Annotated in this window: 7 protein-coding genes and 2 tRNA genes; 3 read left to right on the top strand and 6 right to left on the bottom strand. The window is 62.5% G+C overall.

Annotated elements, in window-relative coordinates; all coding sequences use genetic code 11:
* Positions 1 to 71: 71 nt before the first annotated feature.
* From CEJ45_RS19365 to CEJ45_RS19350, 4 genes are all read right to left on the bottom strand, one after another.
* A tRNA-His gene (locus tag CEJ45_RS19365) sits at positions 72 to 147 on the bottom strand.
* A 137-nt stretch (positions 148 to 284) separates the two neighbouring features.
* A complete protein-coding gene (murI, locus tag CEJ45_RS19360; protein WP_088756664.1) occupies positions 285 to 1,178 on the bottom strand; it encodes a glutamate racemase in 894 nt (297 codons plus the stop codon).
* A gap of 42 nt (positions 1,179 to 1,220) precedes the next feature.
* The gene (locus tag CEJ45_RS19355; protein WP_075257626.1) at positions 1,221 to 2,762 is read right to left on the bottom strand and encodes a fumarate hydratase; all 1,542 of its coding nucleotides are present in this window, start codon (positions 2,760 to 2,762) and stop codon (positions 1,221 to 1,223) included.
* Positions 2,763 to 2,793: 31 nt separating this feature from the next.
* A complete protein-coding gene (locus CEJ45_RS19350) occupies positions 2,794 to 3,405 on the bottom strand; it encodes a YqhA family protein (protein ID WP_088756663.1) in 612 nt (203 codons plus the stop codon).
* A gap of 419 nt (positions 3,406 to 3,824) precedes the next feature.
* On the opposite strand from CEJ45_RS19350, the gene acs reads away from it, so the two are divergent.
* The 3 genes from acs (at position 3,825) to CEJ45_RS19335 (ending at position 6,518) form a co-directional block, all read left to right on the top strand.
* Positions 3,825 to 5,807 carry an acetate--CoA ligase gene (acs, locus tag CEJ45_RS19345; protein ID WP_088756662.1) on the top strand — a complete coding sequence of 661 codons (1,983 nt, stop codon included), beginning with the start codon at positions 3,825 to 3,827 and terminating at the stop codon, positions 5,805 to 5,807.
* Between the two features lie 176 nt (positions 5,808 to 5,983).
* Positions 5,984 to 6,074: transfer RNA gene (locus CEJ45_RS19340), tRNA-Ser, on the top strand.
* Positions 6,075 to 6,218: 144 nt separating this feature from the next.
* Positions 6,219 to 6,518 (top strand): Arm DNA-binding domain-containing protein, encoded by a 300-nt coding sequence (locus CEJ45_RS19335; protein WP_338152875.1) that lies wholly within the window; start codon positions 6,219 to 6,221, stop codon positions 6,516 to 6,518.
* Here CEJ45_RS19335 and CEJ45_RS19330 read toward each other — a convergent pair.
* A complete protein-coding gene (locus tag CEJ45_RS19330; protein ID WP_088756661.1) occupies positions 6,453 to 7,886 on the bottom strand; it encodes a ShlB/FhaC/HecB family hemolysin secretion/activation protein in 1,434 nt (477 codons plus the stop codon). The two genes, CEJ45_RS19335 and CEJ45_RS19330, sit on opposite strands and share 66 nt — an antisense overlap.
* The gene (locus tag CEJ45_RS19325) at positions 7,883 to 13,729 is read right to left on the bottom strand and encodes a two-partner secretion domain-containing protein (protein WP_158214932.1); all 5,847 of its coding nucleotides are present in this window, start codon (positions 13,727 to 13,729) and stop codon (positions 7,883 to 7,885) included. The genes CEJ45_RS19330 and CEJ45_RS19325 overlap by 4 nt, the downstream gene beginning before the upstream one ends.
* Positions 13,730 to 14,267: the final 538 nt, after the last annotated feature.

The raw sequence follows: 14,267 nt of genomic DNA, 5'->3' as shown, positions 1-14,267 counted from the left end.
TTTATGTTCCCGAAAAATTGTTTTCAAGTTCCCTGAAAATTCAGGTTAAGTTCTGAAAGCCTTGTGTATTCTGGGGTGGCTGATGGGACTCGAACCCACGACGACAGGAATCACAATCCTGGACTCTACCAACTGAGCTACAGCCACCGTCGACTGTCAGACAGACTTGCGTCCGTCATCAAGTAAGCAAAAGATTATACAAACACTTGCAGGGAATGGCAACATATTTCAATGCAAATTGGCAATTGCGCTGAAATTTCTTTTCGCCACCCCGGGCATCCGCGTCAGCCGGCCGCTTGCGGCTGCAAAGCCTGCACCGGTGGATCAAGCTTGAGCAGTCCCCGGAAGGCCTGTTCCAGCGTCGAGCGGCTGGCCGTGGTGAAGCCGGCCAGTGAGCCGGTCGCCGCTTGCGCTTGCAGGCCTTCGGTGGCCAGCAGGCGCTGCAATTGCCGGGTAACGGCCTGGCCGGTATCGATGATGTCCGGGACGCCCCCTGCCAGGCGTTGGCAGACGCTTTCGATTGCCGGGCGCACGAAGGGGTAGTGGGTGCAGCCCAGTACCAGCGTATCGGCCCCTTGTTCCAGCAGCGGACGCAGGTAGCGCTCCAGCAATTGCACCGTGGCCGGCGAAAACAGTTCGCCTTTCTCGATCAGGTCCACCAGGCCCACGCACGCCTGGGGCAGGTAGCGCACCTGGTACTGCGCCTGCATCTGCTGCTGCAGCAAGGCAAAGCGCTGGCTGGCCAGGGTGCTGCGGGTGGCCAGCACGCCGACAGTGCCGCTGCGGGTTTGCTGGGCCGCAGGCTTGAGGCCGGGCTCGATGCCCACCACGACCAGTTGCGGCCAGCGCGCGCGTATGGCCTGGATGGCCGCCGCCGTGGCGGTGTTGCAGGCCACCACCAGGGCTTTTACGCCTTGCTCCAGCAGGAAGGAAGCGATGGCCAGCGAGCGCTCCACGATCTGCGCCTCGGTCTTGTCGCCATACGGCGCATAGCCGGAGTCGGCGAAGTAGATCAATTGTTCGCGCGGCAAGGCGGCGTGGATGTGCCGCAGCACCGACAGGCCGCCGATGCCGGAATCGAAAATGCCGACCGCAGCGTTGGCTGCGGCCGGCATCGATGTACTGCTGTCGGACCCGGCGGCAGAAGGCGCACTGACCTGCTTGACGGCTTCATTCATGGTGCTGCGCGCGCTCCTGCAACGGGGTCGGCCTGGTATGAATCAGGCAGTGGTAACGGGGATCTTGGACAGGGATACGCTCTGGGCGATCTTTTCCTTCCACTCGGCAGGCCCGGTGTTGTGCACCGAGATGCCGTTGGCGTCCACGGCCACCGTGACCGGCATGTCCTTGACGTCGAATTCGTAGATCGCTTCCATGCCCAGGTCGGCAAAACCCAGCACCTTGGCCGACTTGATCGCCTTGGAGACCAGGTAGGCCGAACCACCCACGGCCATCAGGTAGGCCGACTTGTGCTTCTTGATCGCCTCGATGGCCGCCGGGCCGCGCTCGGACTTGCCGATCATGGAGATCAGGCCGGTCTGCTCCAGCATCATGTCGGTGAACTTGTCCATGCGGGTGGCGGTGGTCGGGCCGGCCGGCCCCACCACTTCGTCGCGCACCGGATCGACCGGGCCGACGTAGTAGATCACGCGGTTGGTGAAGTCCACCGGCAGCTTCTCGCCCTTGGCCAGCATGTCCTGGATGCGCTTGTGGGCGGCATCGCGGCCGGTCAGCATCTTGCCGTTCAAGAGCAGGGTCTGGCCCGGCTTCCAGGAGGCGACTTCTTCCTTGGTCAGGGTATCCAGGTTGACGCGCTTGGACTTCTCGGTGTCGGCGACCCAGTGCACTTCCGGCCAGTCCGACAGCGACGGCGGCTCCATGTAGGCCGGGCCCGAGCCATCCAGTACGAAGTGGCCGTGACGGGTCGCGGCACAGTTGGGGATCATGGCCACCGGCTTGGAAGCCGCGTGGGTCGGGTGCATCATGATCTTCACATCCAGCACGGTGGTCAGGCCGCCCAGGCCCTGTGCGCCGATGCCCAGTGCGTTGACCTTCTCATAGAGCTCGATCCGCAGCTCTTCGGTCTTGTTCTGCGGGCCGCGCTTCAGCAGCTCGTACATGTCGATGTCTTCCATCAGGACTTCCTTGGCCATCAGCATGGCCTTCTCGGCCGTGCCGCCGATGCCGATGCCCAGCATGCCCGGCGGGCACCAGCCGGCGCCCATGGTCGGGACCGTCTTCAGGACCCAGTCCACCAGGTTGTCGGAGGGGTTGAGCATGACGAACTTGGTCTTGTTCTCGGAGCCGCCGCCCTTGGCCGCGATTTGCACATCCACGGTGTTGCCGGGCACCAGTTCCATGTGGATCACGGCCGGGGTGTTGTCCTTGGTGTTCTTGCGCTCGAACTGCGGGTCGGCCACGATGGAGGCGCGCAGCACGTTGTCCGGGTGCGAGTAGCCGCGGCGCACGCCTTCGTTGACGGCGTCGGCGATCGAGCCCGAGAAGCCCTCGAAGCGCACGCCCATGCCGATCTTCAGGAAGACGTTGACGATGCCGGTGTCCTGGCAGATCGGGCGTTTGCCTTCGGCGCACATGCGCGAGTTGGTCAGGATCTGGGCGATCGCATCCTTGGCGGCCGGGCTCTGCTCGGTCTCGTAGGCGCGCGCCAGGTGCTGGATGTAATCGGCCGGATGGTAGTAGCTGATGTACTGCAGCGCGGCGGCGACGGATTCGATGAGATCGTCTTGCTTGATGATGGTCATGGCTGGTTCTCTCGGTTTGGATGAGGCAAAGTCAGTGCGGCTTGTCGGAGGGTTCGGAAGGATGCACCATCAGCCGGTCGCAATACGCGATGGCCATGGCCGACAAGAGGAAGGCGATATGGATGCCGGTCTGCGCGATCAGGGTCTTGGCGTCGTAGAGGTTGGCATTGATGAAGGTCTTGAGCAGGTGGATCGACGAGATCCCGATGATGGCCGTGGCCAGCTTGACCTTCAGCACGGAAGCGTTCACATGCGAGAGCCACTCGGGCTGGTCGGGATGGCCTTCCAGGTTCATGCGCGAGACGAAGGTTTCATATCCGCCCACGATCACCATGATGAGCAGGTTGGAAATCATCACCACGTCGATCAAGGCCAATACCACCAGCATGATGGTTTGTTCGTTGAGCTTGTCGGGGCGGGTGGCGCCGGGAATGGCGACCGCATCCAGGATATGGTCCAGCGAGCTGGCGCTGCCCATGGCCGCGCCGATGAGATCGACCAGCTCGACCCAGAAGTGATACACGTAGACGCACTGTGCCAGGATCAGGCCCAGGTAGAGCGGCAGCTGCAGCCAGCGGCTCATGAAAATCAGGTTGGGCAGGATGCCGATCTTGCGGGGTGGCTGGGGCGACGAGTTTTTCATGGAGTGTCCGTGCTACACGTGATTCTGGCTGAGGATGACGATATCCGTTGAGCCGTTGCAGCTGCGTTTGCGTTCACTGTCCGGCTCCGGATTTGGGGCCGTATTCTACACGCCCTTGGCCCATTTCCGCGGCATGCCTTGCATCCCGCGTGCGCAGTGCCTGCGGGAAACATCGTCCTGTGCCAGAATGCCAATATGTTGTCTGGATCGTCAGAGAACATCGCAGCGATATGAAGGTCTGCGTCTATGGAGCCAGCCGGGTGCGGTCCTGCCCGGGCTGGCGCAAGGGTGCCGGCGTCGCTGTCCCAGCCCTGATGCAAGCGGCCTCCCGCCGGGATGGGCGCTGCTTGTGTAAGGACTGAGTAAGTGAAACGGCCTATGTTTTGCGGAAAGCAAAAACAAACCTACTGGAGACTACCGTGGCAGACATCGAGACATTCAAGCAAGAGAACCGCGTATTCGCACCCCCGGCCGAGCTGGCCCGCCACGCCGCCATTTCCGGCATGGACGCCTACCAGGCCCTGAACGCCGAATTCGAAAAAGACTACGAAGGCACCTGGGCCAAACTGGCCAAGGACAACCTCCAATGGCACAAGCCCTTCACCCAGACCCTGGATGAAACCAACGCGCCGTTCTACAAGTGGTTCGCCGATGGCCAGGTGAACGTTTCGTACAACTGCCTGGACGTCAACCTGGAAAACGGCAATGCCGACAAGACCGCCGTCATCTTCGAATCCGACGACGGCAAGGTGACCCGCGTGTCCTATCGCGAACTGCACCAGAAGGTTTGCCAGTTCGCCAATGGCCTCAAATCGCTGGGCATCAAGAAGGGTGACCGCGTGGTCATCTACATGCCCATGTCGGTTGAAGGCGTGGCTGCCATGCAGGCCTGTGCCCGCATCGGCGCGACGCACTCGGTGGTCTTCGGCGGCTTCTCCGCCAAGTCCCTGCACGAGCGGGTGATCGATGCCGGTGCCGTGGCCGTGCTGACCGCTGACTACCAGGTGCGCGGCGGCAAGCAACTGCCCTTGAAATCCATCGTCGACGAAGCCCTGGCCATGGGCGGCTGCGATACCTTGAAGCACGTGGTCGTCTACAAGCGCGCCGGTGCCGAGATCAACTGGGTCGAAGGCCGCGACCTCTGGCTTTCCGATGTGGTGGCGAACCAGCCGGACACCTGCGAGCCGGAATGGGTGGACGCCGAGCATCCGCTGTTCATCCTCTACACCTCCGGTTCCACCGGCAAGCCCAAGGGCGTGCAGCATTCTTCGGCGGGCTACCTGTTGTGGGCCGTGCTGACCATGAAGTGGACCTTCGACATCAAGCCCGACGATGTCTACTGGTGCACCGCCGACATCGGCTGGATCACCGGTCACACCTACATCGCTTATGGTCCGCTGGCCGTGGGTGCGACCCAGATCGTCTTTGAAGGCGTGCCGACCTATCCGAACGCCGGCCGCTTCTGGGACATGGTGGCGCGCCATAAGGCGACCATCTTCTACACCGCGCCCACCGCGATCCGTTCGCTGATCAAGGCGGCTGATGCGGATGAGAAGGTCCATCCCAAGCAATACGACTTGTCCTCGCTGCGCATCCTCGGTTCGGTGGGCGAACCCATCAATCCGGAAGCCTGGATGTGGTATTACAAGAACGTCGGCCGCGAGAACTGCCCCATCGTCGATACCTTCTGGCAGACCGAGACCGGTGGCCACATGATTTCGCCGCTGCCGGGTGCCACACCGCAGGTGCCTGGTTCGTGCACGCTGCCGCTGCCGGGCATCACGGCGGCCATCGTCGACGAGACCGGCAACGACATCCCCAACGGCAATGGCGGCATCCTGGTGGTCAAGCGTCCTTGGCCGTCGATGATCCGTACCATCTGGAACGATCCGGAACGCTTCAAGAAGAGCTACTTCCCCGAGGAGCTGGGTGGCAACATCTATCTCGCTGGTGATGGCGCCGTGCGCAACAAGGAGACCGGCTACTTCACCATCACCGGCCGTATCGATGATGTGCTCAACGTGTCGGGTCACCGCATGGGCACCATGGAAATCGAATCGGCGCTGGTGGCCAACAGCATCGTGGCTGAAGCCGCCGTGGTGGGCAAACCGGATGAAACGACCGGCGAGTCGATCTGCGCCTTCGTGGTCTTGAAGCGTCCGCGTCCGACCGGTGAAGAAGCCAAGCAGATCGCCAAGGAATTGCGTGACTGGGTGGCCAAGGAAATCGGCCCCATCGCCAAGCCCAAGGAAATCCGCTTCGGTGACAACTTGCCCAAGACGCGCTCCGGGAAGATCATGCGCCGCCTGCTGCGCGTGCTGGCCAAGGGCGAGGCGATCACCCAGGACGTTTCCACGCTCGAAAATCCGGCCATCCTGGATCAGCTCAAGGAAGCGCAGTAAGCCGGAAGTCGCCGCTGCAAGGCGGTGTCAGGCGAGCCGGCAGGGCAGGGCGTTGCAGGATGGACGCCGGCCTTGCCGGTTTTTTATGGTCTTTTTGAAAAATATGCAGAAAAGACTTGGCTTCGGCGAGAAGCTTGCTATAATGCATGGCTTCGCTGAACGCGAACCCAAATCCAGGAGAGGTGGATGAGTGGTTTAAGTCGCACGCCTGGAAAGCGTGTATAGGTTCATAGCCTATCGGGGGTTCGAATCCCCCCCTCTCCGCCAGAACACAGTCTCAGAGATTCTCCAGAAATCTCTAGCAGCCTCAGAAGCCCAGAGTAGGAAGGCTTTTCGGGGGTAACAACATTCTTGCCCGGTCTCAGGGCTACCCACATAATCGCAGCATCAAATGTGGGTAGGCTCGCGGGTATGTCATCTAGATCTCTTCATCGACTCAATGCAGTAAAAGTGACCAAAGAGGTCGCGCCGGGCTATCACGCAGATGGCGGCGGCCTTTATCTCCAAATTTCTCCGAGCGGCTCCAGGTCCTGGATCTTCCGGTTCACGTTGGCCAAGCGGTCACGGGAAATGGGTTTGGGACCTTTGTCGGCCATCTCCCTCGCGGAGGCCCGCTCCGAGGCGGCACGTTGCCGCAAGCTGCTCCTAAATGGTGTAGATCCTATCGACGATCGGAAAACGAGGGTAGGCCATTACTGCGCCAAAGCCTGACACCGGCAGGTATTCGCTGCTGTCGAGATTCTTGCCATTCAGGGAGCGCTGGTGGCGTAGCGCGCCCGTGACGCTCACTGCCCAGGGCAGCAGCATCACCCGGTTCAGATCGACTGCCAGCTTCTGATAGCCACCCTGTGTGCATGGTCCCGCCGCGTCCAGTGCGCGGGCGGTGGCGTCTCCGATCTTCAGTTCCCCCAAGCTGACGGCGACCTGTCCCTGCGTCGCGCCCGCCATCCCGAACACAGGGGTTTCGTCGCGCAATGCCAGTTGCGCCGTGGCCGAGGACAGTGTCTTGGGCGTACGGATTCCGGCGCTGGCCATCTTGTCCTCCAGGTCACGGTACCTGGCATTGAGACTTGCCTCGATGGTTTGCGCACGGACGCGACGCAGCGGATAGCTCAGCGTCGCCTCCAGGGTGCGGGCCGTACCGCGGGCATTCAGGCTGGCATACGCATCGCCTAGCTCATATTCGAGCTGGCTGGCCGCCACTTCGCCACGCAGGCCGTCGGCTGCCAGCAGCATCGAATAGGCCAGGCGCCCGCTGACCAGTTCCCCGGTGTCGCTCACGAGCCCGCTGACCGACAGGCGGTCGCCCCGGCCGGTGGGGGAATTGCTCTCCAGATTGAACGAAAGACGGCGACTGCCGGTATAGCGGGAACCGAAATTGTCCCCCATCAGATAGCCGGAAAAAGGCGCAGTCGGGCCGGTGGCCACCACAAAGCCTGAACTGCCGACCTGTTCGCCGGGCAGGACTTCGGCTCGCTCGACGCGCACACCGGGTGTGTCATTGATGATGAGCAGGCTGCGCTCCAGGCTCTCCGCCGACACCGCTGCACTCGCCTTGGTCTGGTCAAGGATGGCTTGTACCGTCGGATCCCCCACCCGCGAGGAATTTTTCAGCTGGAACGAGCCATAACGGCCCTCGACCACCTGGATCCGCAGTACGCCTGCGGTGATATCCTGGGCTGGAATGTAAGCGCGCGCGACGAAGTATCCCCGGCTGCGGTAGTAGCGTGTGATGCGCTGTGCAAGGGAGTCCATTTCCGGCAGCTGCAGCGATTTGCCGACGCCCTCAGCCACCAGGGGCGCAAGCTGTTCGGTATCGATGACATGGTTACCCTGGATCTGGATGGCACGCACCGGAATTGCCTGCCCCGGGGGGAGCGGTGCCATTGCCGGCTCCATTGCCTGCCTGTCACCCAACGAAGGGAGACTCGGTACCGGCTCTGCAGGGACCGCCGGCGGCTGTGCCTGTTGCAGAATGCTGCCGCTGTTGGGGGCCCCCTGGGCCCAGGTGTTGAGGCCGGCCATCGCCAATGCCATGGTCAGTCCGAGCTGTTGAAATGGTGAAGAATGCTTGTTCATGGTGTTCTGTGAGGGCCTGCGCACCGCTCCTTACCGCGCGACTCCGGATGGAAGGCGGACTCCTCCCTCCACGACGGTAAACAGCGTGCTGGCCTCGCTCGTGGCGAAGAGCGCCTGGGGGGCTTTCTCCGCGCGTTGTCGTCGATGACGGTGATCGTCGCAGTCGTGCGCGTGGCAGAGATCGCCCGATTGGCGCCGGTGAGGTCGGGGGCGGAGCCAAGGACATTGGTCGCGCTTCCGTCGGTTGTTCCGGAGGCGGTAACGGCAGCCGCGGGGGAGGCGGGGCCGTCGACAATGGTCAATGTGCCGCTGCCAATATTGAAGTCATAGTTGATGGACGAGAGCCCTGTCGCATTGCCGCTGATCACATAACTGCCTGAGGCACTGGCTGCCGTTGCCGTGCTGCTGCCCACCCCCAGGGTTCCGCCCAGTACGCTCAGGTCTTCACCATTCGTGAAGCCGGTGACGGTCTGGGCAAAGACAGGATTGGCATCGCCATAACGCCTGATCTGGTCGTTCGGCGTGATGGTCAGGGTCGCCTTGTTGATCGTGAGGCTGCCCCCGCTCATTTCAATGTCGTAGCCAAACTGGCTGGAATAGAGGCCATCAAGGCGCAGGTTGGCACCCGTGTAGGTCCCGGCGTTCGCGCTGCTGGCGGTGTAGAAGGCGTTGCCGGACACCAGCGACGAATCGTAGCCGACCGGGAACACCAGGGTACCGGCAGCGCTGTTGGCATTGCCGTCGTAGGTTTTGCTGGCACTGCCGGCGCTCAGGGTCAAGGATGTCAGGAAGGTACGCAGCAGCGGTGCACTGTGCCCTTCATATATCCGCCAGGTCGCGCCGGTCCCGCCGGCATTGTCGATGCTCCAGCCGGCGGCCGTGAAGCTGGCCAGGCTGGTGAGCTGCGTACCGGTCAACCCGGCAACACCGCTGGCGTTACCCGCGCCGACACCCTGGATCAGGCTGCTGCTGGTGGTGTTCCAGAAGCTGCCGCTGATGGTTCCGACATTGCTGCCTACCAGGCCGCCTGCCGCACCACCAGCCGATGCGGCGTTGCCGGTTGCATAGACACGCAGCAGGCCGCCGTCATTGAAGCCCACCAGGCCGCCAGCGGTGGCACTGCCCTGTACGCTGCCGGTGGCATAGCTGTCGCTGATGGTGCCGGTACTGGCATTGCTGCCGGCCAGACCGCCGCCATTGAGACCGCCGCTGACATTGCCCGAGGCCAGGGACTGGCTGATGCTGCCTGCGTTGCTGCCTGCGAGCGCACCGACATTGCCCGTACCCGTCACGCTCACATCACTGCTGACCCGCTCGACCACTCCGGTGGAGGCGTTGTAGCCCACCAGTGCAGCGCTGTAGGTTCCTCCATCCACGCTTCCACTTGCCAGGTACAGGTTGCCGACATAGCCGGCGTTGTAGCCGAACAGGCCGCTGTAAGTGCTGCCGGGACGATTGATGACCAGGCCGCTGATACGGTGGCCTTGCCCGTCCAGCCGCCCAGTGAACGGATTGGCCAGGCTGCCGGCAGGAACGAAACCGCTGCCGCTGTTCCATGACGCGCTGCCGGAGGCAGCGATGTCGCCGGCCAGTACGAAGTTCGTGCCCCCCAGTCCGGCGGAGGCCAGCCCCTGCAAACCATAAACATCGGCGATGCGATAAGGCGTGGCAGCACTGCCATCGCCGCCGATGGCGCGCACAAACGTGGCGCTGGAGCCGAGACGGAAGTCGGTGACGCTCAAGCCCGGCAGGCTTGCGGCCACCTGGATCCAGCTGCCGCCGTTGAAATTGAGCACGCCGAGATTGACGTCGCCGGTACTGGACACGGAGCCGCCAGCCGAGATCGTCAGGCTGCCATTGGCCGCATGGATGCCATCGCCCAGGACGATGTTGCCGGCGCTGGTGGTGCTCAAGCTCAGCGCAGCGTTGTCAGTCCAGGCCAAGCGGTCGGCCAGATTGAGGTTGCCGCCTGCCGAAAGATGGCGGGTACCGCTGACAATGAAAGTGCCGCCACTGTCGAGGCTCAGCAGGCCGCTGGAGCCCAGGTCGGTGTCCAGGCTGAAGCTGGTGGCGCTGGCCGTCAGTGAGAGGCCGTAACCATTGCTGGTCAAGGCGGAGAAGTCGCTGGGGGCGAAGAAAGCGAGGTCGGCAGCGCTGTAGCTGCCGCGTGCGCCCAGATAGCGATTGCGGGTGGCCGACAGACCGGCCTGCCCCGTGACCAGCCGCACCGAGGATCCATACAGATCCAGGCCCTGGATGCCATTGATGCCGCTCACGTCGCTGAAGGCGGCCCCTTTGGTGGTACTGCCAGCCAGGTAGGTGATGGCGCCGTTGCTGTCAAACTGACTGGCTGCTCCGAGCACATAGTAATAGCCGTTGGCTCCGCTGGAGGCGCTGCCGATCAGCTGCCCGCCGGACACCGCAGCCACGGTGGCACCGGCCAGTGCGGTACTGCCCGCATCGCTGAAGACCTGGCCGCTCACCGCATGGGGCGTGGTGGAATAGCGCCATGTCAGGTACGGGTAGAGGTTGCTGCTGATCCCCCATATCGAGGAAGCGAAACCAGTGGGCAGTGAGCCCTGGAGTTGTGCTGTGCTGCGCCCGGTCATGCCGCTGGCCAGGCCGCCGGCGGTCCCTTGCGCCTGGCCGCTGGTCTGGGTGTTCCAGTAGGCGTTGCTGATGGCACCGTTCACACCATTGTTGTAGCCGACGAAGCCGCCCGACTGGTTGCCTTCGACGTAGCCGGTGGCATAGCTGTTGCTGATGGTGCCGTTGATGAAGTTGACGCCGGCGAAGCCACCGATGTTGCTGGCAGCGCCTTGTCCGATGACCGCGCCGCTGGCATAGGAGTCAGTGATGCTGCCCTCGTTGTGGCCGACGAATCCGCCGATGGGCCCGCCTGCACCCCTCACTGTGCCGGTTGCGTAGGACTGGCTGATGGCGCCGCCGTCACCGCTATAGCCGTTGCCCCCCACCAGACCACCAACATAGCCGCCCACGGACGAATTGGTGCCGGTGACGTCGCCGCTGGCATAGGAGCGGGTGATGCTGCCGCCGTTGACGTTGAAACCGACCAGGCCACCAACCTGGTAGCCGGCACCGTTGACATTGCCACTGGCGGAAGCATCGGCAATCGCGCCGCCATCATTTGTGCCTACCAGCCCGCCCGTATTGGCCTCGCCCGAGGAGGTACCGTTCACATTGGCGCTGGCCGCAGCATTGGCCAGCGTGCCGCCCAGCATGTAGCCGACCAGGGCGCCCACGCCGTCGGCACCTGTAATACTGCCTCCCGTCAGTGTCACGTTGCTCAGGCTCGCCCCGGAGGTATAGCCGAACAGGCCGACGTAATTGGTGGCCGCGCGGTTGATGGCCAGGCCCATGATGCTGTGCCCCTGTCCATCGAAACTGCCGGTGAACTGCTGGGGGCTGTTGCCGATCGGAACGAAGCCCGATGCGCCCCAGACCTCGCCGTAGGAGCCAGCATTGCCCGCCAGCGCAGCGGTCAAACTCAGGTCTGAGCCCAAGCGGTAGCTGGCCGAGAGATCAAGACCCATCAGCTGCAAGGCGTGTGGTGTGAATATGGTCGTGGAATACTCGTTGCGCAACATCGGCCGGGTATTGCCCTCAAACATGACCCAGGTGTTGGTGAAGTCCAGACCAACATAGCTCGCTTGGTTGCGCGGGGCAGACAGCCCTGTGCCACCGCCCCGGGAGCTGGACTGGCCGGTACTGTTGACGTCCCAGTAGCTGTTGTTGACCGTGATGGTTGGCAGGTAGCCGCCTCCGACCAGGCCGCCCGTGGCGGTATAGCCCGTCACCTTGCCGCTGGCGTAGGTGTTGGTAAGTGTGGCGCTGGAGATCACTTCGCCCAACAGTCCCCCAGCGAACGCGCTGGTGTTGCTGACGGTCGCGGTCACGGAGCCAGTGGAATAGGAGTCGGCAATGGCGATGCTGGATACGCTGCCCGCCAACCCACCCACCACAGTCAGACCGGTCACGTCTGCTGCAGAGGAAGAGTAGCGGATCAGGCCGTTGTACACCGTGCCGGCCAGGCCGCCGACGAAGGCTCCGGAGCCCGAGATGATGCCGGTCAGATGAACATTGCTGAGGGTGCCGCCGAGGTTGGCAGCAACGCCGGCGACGTTCAACTGGCCGTTGATGCTGGCGTTGGAGAGAGTCAGGTCACGTACATTCCCGGATACGGTACGGAATAGCGCGACGTCACTCTCCTGACCGCGATTGATGGTCAGCTTGTCGATGCTGTGGCCGAGCCCGGCGAAGTTCGTGCCGACTCCGTCCAGCGGATTGAAACCGGCGCCGGCGTTCCAACTGGCCGTGCTGCTGGCATCGATGTCATTGGCCAGCGCATAGAAGCCGGTGCTGGTGATGCCTTGCAACGCACCGATATCATGGATCAGCGTATAGCCGGTGCCCGCCATGCTGAGGCTGGCGTTTCTGCCGGACAGGGTGACGCGGGCGCCCTTGTTCAGGCTGTAGCCGCCGCTGTAGGAAAGCGAAAGCCCGGCATTGTTGCCGGTAGCAGTGATGTCCTTGTTGATCAGGATGCTGCCGGCAGCATTCAACGCCAGCACCGTATTGGCGCTCCAGCTGATGGGGGCGTCCACGGTGATATTGCCTGCCTGGCTGCCGCCGACACCGGTAGTGACCGTGACGCCTGTGCTGGCCAAGGCATTGGCAAGTGTCGTGACGTTGAGCACACTGTCGTTGGCATTGCCATTGAAGCCGCCCATGCCTGAGCTGATTGCGTTTGAAATCGTCACGTTGTAGGGATCGATCAGCCACTCGCCGGTTTTGCCCCCGGGGGCCAGGGTAGTGATCTTCACCTCGTCAGCGATCTGGATGCGGGCGGCGCTGGTTTCGATGAAGCCGCCATTGCCACCGTCGGGCGCACTGGCATCCAGCTTGCCGCTGACCTGTACGCTGCCTGAGGTCATGTCGCCCAGCAGGAGAATGCGTCCTTCCTTGTTGACGACCGTTTGAGCCCGGATCTCCCCGCTGTTGTTCACCAGCCCGGACAGCACCGTATCGAGTCCCTTGGCGGTCAGTATCACCAGTCCGCCGTCGGCCCGGATCGCCTGTTTGTTTTCCACCAGGCTCTCCAGGCTTCCCTTGTCGACCGAAACCCCGACCAATGAGTCACCGTTGAAATTCAGGCTCACCCGTTCGCCAGCGGCCAGGATCGCGCTCCCGACGCGGGCAGTGATGCTGCCTTCATTCTTCACTTGATTGCCCAGCAAAGCGACGTAGCCGCCGTCCCTCGCTGTAAGCGAGCCGAAGTTGATGACACGGCCGCTGCCGCTGCCGCTGAAAGTCGTTCGCCCTGCCATGAAGTCGGCGTCCGACAGGTTAAGCGTGGAAGCCACCAGGCCGCCGACATTGACTTGTGCTCCCTGGGCGAACAGCACACCATTGGCATTGAGCAGGTAGAGTTGGCCATTGGCGTTCATCGCCCCGGCAATCACCGACTGCTCGTTGCCTACCACGCGGTTCAGGGTGACGGCGGCAGCATTGGGCTGCTGGAAATTGACGGTACCGCCAGCCCCGATGGAGAAGCCTTGCCAGTTGATTGCGGCGCGCTGGGTGCTCTGCTGCACTGTCATCGTGTTGGCGTTGACGCTGATAGTCGCGCTGCCGGCAGTCACCTGGCCACCGTGAGGCAGCGTACCGGCAGCAGGCGCCGCCATGGCCGATCCAAGCAGGCCCGTCAGCAGGCCTGCGCCCACGATGCTGCCGCCCGACCGCCCCCGCGCCCGGACTTTTTCATGGGTGACCACAAACTTCTGCTGGCGATTGCTCCAGACCAGCCGGTAGATTCGATTCACAAAATTTCCCTCGATCGTCAGAGCCCTTCTTCCCCACCTGCCGGGAAGGCAGACGCACTGCCGCATCCGCAACGTCTTCCTTTATTCAGATAATGGATTGGAAGTTGATCGTGCGTGCGGCTAATGACTCGGCAATCTGAGCTACACCTTTTCTGATGGCTCCAGAAATTGTGCGTGTGGCGCTACAGGGGAAGAGATGGTTTGTTTGGAATTTTTTTAAGACTTTGGGCGAATATAGCAGCAAGCGCTGGCTGCTCATATAGTCCAAATGGAGGGGGCGCTACGCTTGCTTGCTCAAGCTCAGCAGGGATCGATTGGCGTCTTGAAGGCCGAGGTGGTGAAGTGGATGTTCAAATGTGGACTGGGTTTTCTCGCGCCGTTGCCGCCAAGGGCAGGCGTCCTCCACCGCAAGAAAAACACCCCAAAGCCTGGATTGATGTCCAACTTTTGGGGTGAGGTGCAAAGCGGGTCTTTTTCCTGTGCCATTTCATCAGGCGTGTGCCATTGAAAATGCTGCGCTTGCGTCCAAGCCGCAGCT

It is taken from the genome of Herbaspirillum aquaticum, from assembly GCF_002213425.1.
GTDB lineage: Bacteria > Pseudomonadota > Gammaproteobacteria > Burkholderiales > Burkholderiaceae_D > Herbaspirillum > Herbaspirillum aquaticum.
The sequence above is the reverse complement of the archived record's forward strand: the minus strand, read 5'-3'. Positions and strand labels throughout refer to the sequence as shown.

Coding starts and splice junctions, on each gene's coding strand:
- murI (WP_088756664.1), bottom strand. CDS start 1,178: ATGAATGAAGCCGTCAAGCAGGTCAGTGCGCCTTCTGCCGCCGGGTCC.
- CEJ45_RS19355 (WP_075257626.1), bottom strand. CDS start 2,762: ATGACCATCATCAAGCAAGACGATCTCATCGAATCCGTCGCCGCCGCG.
- CEJ45_RS19350 (WP_088756663.1), bottom strand. CDS start 3,405: ATGAAAAACTCGTCGCCCCAGCCACCCCGCAAGATCGGCATCCTGCCC.
- CEJ45_RS19335 (WP_338152875.1), top strand. CDS start 6,219: ATGTCATCTAGATCTCTTCATCGACTCAATGCAGTAAAAGTGACCAAA.
- CEJ45_RS19330 (WP_088756661.1), bottom strand. CDS start 7,886: ATGAACAAGCATTCTTCACCATTTCAACAGCTCGGACTGACCATGGCA.